Raw genomic sequence first — 4214 nt, forward strand, 5'->3', positions numbered from 1 at the left:
CGCCACCATCGGGATGGTCGCCTGACCACCACAGGTCACCATGTTGACGTTCATCTCCAGGTTTTTAGCGTGCTCAGCCAGATTGACAGGTGGCACACAGAACGGACCAATAGCGGCTGGGGTCAGATCGATCATGATCACACCCAGTTCATTCAGCTTACGGCTGTTCTCAGCGTGTACATAAGCAGACGTCGCATCAAACGCAACACGGATATCATCTTCAACCACATGAGGCAGCAGACCATCAACGCCTTCAGCGGTGGTCTTGATACCCATCTCCTGAGCGCGTTTCAGGCCGTCGGATTCCGGGTCGATACCCACCATCCACACAGGCTCGATCCATTCAGAGCGGAACATTTTAATCAGCAGGTCGGTGCCGATATTGCCGGGGCCGATAATGGCCGCTTTTAGTTTCTTACTCATGTTTCTTTATCACCCTAATTCAATAATGCTGATACGCAGGGGAACGACCCGATCTGTTGATTCAGGTCCTTTGTCTCGTGTGATCGTTTACACAAAGCGCACGGAAGCAGAACCGATGCCGCCGATACTTACGCTCATGTGATCACCTGCCTGTACCGGCTCCAGCGGCACCAGAGAACCGGACAGAATCACTTCGCCCGCTTTCAGTGGAATACCAAATTCGCCCAGCGTATTCGCCAGCCATGCTACACAGTTCACCGGGCTACCCAGTGCTGCTGCGCCTGCGCCGGTCGAGATAACAGAACCATTTTTCTCGACCACCATGCCGCAGGTCGCCAGATCCACTTTGCGAGGATCAACCGCTTTATCACCCAGAATGAACAGGCCACACGAAGCGTTATCTGCCACGGTATCCTGAATTTTGATCTGCCAGTTTTCGATGCGGGAATCGACCACTTCGAAACATGGGATCACACAATCGGTTGCCGCCAATACGTCAGCATTGGTTACACCCGGGCCCATCAGGTCTTTCTTCAGAATGAAAGCGATCTCACCTTCTGCTTTAGGCTGAATCAGCTTCTCACTGATCGGCATCTCCTGACCCTGGCTGTACGCCATCTGGTCTGTCAGGTAACCAAAATCAGGTTGATGTACGTTGAGCATGTTCTGCACAACTTTAGAGGTCACACCAATCTTCTTACCGATGATTTTTTCGCCTGCTTCCACACGACGCTCGATCATGCGCAGGGAGATGTTGTATGCGTCTTCGATGGTGATGTCGTCGTAGCGCTCGGTGAACGGACGCAACATCTTCAGCTGCTGCATCGCATCGAACAGCTCGTCACCACATTGGATAATTTGTTCTTTATTCATATCTGTTCTCTCTCTCAACCGCCCTTCCGTAACAGGCGATCTGGGGTCAGATTTAATCGCAAGCTCTGATTCTTGAGGTACAGCCTTTGTAGGGCTGGCTTTCAGCCTGCCGGCACCCTAAAGGGTGCCCTACAACGGCTACACGAGCTGAGTGGTTTAACCACACACTCTGAGGCCTGGATTTTGGTTCAGGACTTGAAGCACACCCTTTGTAGGGCAGGTCTCGTCGTCATCGAAGGTGATTAGCCTGCCGGCGCCCTACACTTGGATGAAGTCATTCTTAAACTCGAAGCATTTACAATTTGATGCAGACGTTTTTAAGCTCGGTGTAAAATTCGAGGCCATGTACACCACCTTCGCGGCCAATACCGGACTGCTTCGCACCACCAAATGCCGTACGCAGGTCACGCAGGAACCAGCTATTCACCCACACCAGACCCACATCCATCGATTCTGCAACACGGGTCGCACGGGAGGTGTTTTCAGTCCATACCGTTGCCGCCAGACCGTAGTCGGTGTCATTGGCCAGCTCGATCACTTCTTCTTCGGTGTCGAATGGGCGGATGTGGCAGCAAGGGCCAAAGATCTCTTCGTTCACGGTACGGGAATCATCCGCCAGACCGGTCCAGATCGTTGGTTCTACCCACGCGCCAGCGTTCAGCTCTTCGCCCATATCGGGAATGCCACCACCGATCACTACGTTGGCACCTTCTTCAACCGCCGTACGGTAGTAGGAAAGAACCTTCTCTTTATGTTCCTGGCTGACCAGCGGACCAAAATCCACATCTGCGTCTTCAGGACGGCCCAGCTTCAGCTTCTCAACACCCTCTTTCAGGCGCTGAACAAATTCTTCGAAAATTGGACGTTCAACATAGACACGCTCGGTACCGAGACACACCTGACCACAGTTCACAAATGCTGAACGCATGGTGCCTTCGATCGCTTTATTCATATCGCAATCAGCAAAGACGATGCCCGGATTCTTACCACCACATTCCATAGAGATGTTGCGCAAGCCAACGGAAGCGGCACGCATGATGATCTCGCCGGTACGGGTTTCACCCGTGAAGGTAATTGCGTCCACATCAGGATGCGCGGTCAGGAAGGCACCAGCAGAATCTCCACCAAAGCCGTGCACCACGTTGTATACACCCGCGGGTACGCCGCATTCGTTCATCACTTCACCCAGCAGGGTGGCAGTCGCCGGGGTTTCTTCAGATGGCTTAACAACAACCGCATTACCACACGCCAGTGCCGGACCGACTTTGAACGTCATCAACAGCAGCGGCAGGTTCCATGGGCTGATCACAGCGACCACACCTTTTGGTTTGCGGTGACCGTAGTTCAGCGCGCCCTGACCGTCGGGTGTATCCAGTTTGAAAGCTTCAGTTGGGTGGTTCGCCAGCGTTTCAGAGAACGCTTTAAAGTTGGTCGCACCACGGGGAATATCAATATGAGAGGCGATCTTGCGTGGCTTACCGGTGTCCTTGCACTCGGCATCCAGAAACTCTTCGAAACGCTCATTGATGCGATCCGCAACGCGGTTCAGCATTTCAATACGCGCCGCTTGTGTCATTTTGCCCCAAGGCCCTTTCATCGCTGCCTTGGCTGCAGCAACAGCGGCAGCAACCTCAGGTTCACCGGCTTCGTGAACCATGCCGATCACACTGTTATCAACCGGGTTACGGTTTTCGAAGGTCTTGCCGCTGGCAGTACCTACAAACTCCCCGTTGATAAAGTTCTTAAAATCTTTCATTTCAAACTCTCATTCAGATGGCTATCTGTGTAAAAACCTGTGTCAAATCCATGCTGGCCCGGCAACGGCAAAACCCCGCGCTGGCGAATCGCCAACGCGGGTAACAGCTATGTGGATCAGGTCAGTGCAGTCAGGAAACGCTCGTTCAGTACGCGATCATGGTAGAAGATCGCTTTACCCAACTGATCGGTGGTCCAGGTCACTGGCTCGTGATCCGGGTAGTGGTAATCGCCACCACAGAACACTTCGGTACGGTTACCGGATGGATCAAAGAAGTAGATGGTTTTACCGTGGGTCAGACCGTGACGGGTCGGACCGATATCCAGAGACACATCTTCCATGGAGATCAGGTCAGCCGCACGCAGCACGTCTTCCCAGGTATCCAGGAAGAAAGAAGCATGGTGGAACTTGCCCTTCTCCGGGTGTTTGATGAAGGCAACATCGTGCGCTTTCATAGAAGCAGTCAGGAACTGGGCTACACGATCACCGTTCTCATCCAGCACCTGCTCGGCCAGATCAAAACCCAGCACATCACAGAACAGCTTCAGTGTGCCGTCGATGTCGTCGCCGTACAGCAGACAGTGATCAAAACGGGTCGCTTTCATGCCGGTCAGACCGCGTGGCCACGCATCAGGGTTAACGCCAGATACACCCCATTTACCGGTCTGTTCTTTCTCAGCGTAGATCTCAAACATATGACCGGTTGGAGAATCAAAGCGGACACGACGACCACAACCGTTCAGTTCACCTGCTGGAATCTCTTCCACATTGCAACCAAACTCCACCAGCTCCTTCTGCAGCTGATCCAGTACGTCGTTGTTCAGTACCTTGTAGCCAACGAAATCCATACCCGGCTCGTCCGCTTCGCGCAGTACCACAGAGAATTTATCGACTTCGGTCCAGCCTTTCAGATAGACACGGCCTTCAGCGTCCGTTTCTACCTCAATCAGTCCCAGCAGATCACGGTAGTGACCCAACGCTTCTTTCATATCCAATACACGAAGCTGGATATGACCCGGACGCATTACACCTTTTCTCATCTCTTTATCCTCGGTTCTTATTATTTGACCGTTACTGTGCCGGTTCGAAGTGATCAGACTCGATCACCATGTCACCGCGTGGCAAGATGCGGCAGGCCAGAGCAAAACCCTCGCCCTCTTCC

The 4214-nt window shown here is 52.9% G+C and carries 3 protein-coding genes and 1 pseudogene; all 4 read right to left on the bottom strand.

The annotated features are described in order from the left end of the window. A pseudogene (locus tag ABYW01_RS15520) lies at positions 1 to 423 on the bottom strand (acetaldehyde dehydrogenase (acetylating)); the annotation flags it as partial. A gap of 87 nt (positions 424 to 510) precedes the next feature. After that, positions 511 to 1296: a 2-oxopent-4-enoate hydratase gene (dmpE, locus tag ABYW01_RS15525; protein ID WP_372834358.1), complete on the bottom strand. Its 786-nt coding sequence runs from the start codon at positions 1294 to 1296 to the stop codon at positions 511 to 513. Positions 1297 to 1591: 295 nt separating this feature from the next. Further along, positions 1592 to 3052, bottom strand: coding sequence for a 2-hydroxymuconic semialdehyde dehydrogenase (locus ABYW01_RS15530; protein ID WP_372834361.1), 1461 nt, complete (start codon positions 3050 to 3052; stop codon positions 1592 to 1594). 116 nt (positions 3053 to 3168) lie between these two features. Beyond that, entirely contained in the window at positions 3169 to 4092 is a 924-nt protein-coding gene (locus tag ABYW01_RS15535) for a catechol 2,3-dioxygenase (RefSeq protein WP_372834363.1), read from the bottom strand. Positions 4093 to 4214 lie beyond the last annotated feature (122 nt).

The sequence above is a fragment of the Pontibacterium sp. genome, assembly GCF_041587635.1.
Classification (GTDB): Bacteria; Pseudomonadota; Gammaproteobacteria; order Pseudomonadales; family Balneatricaceae; genus Pontibacterium.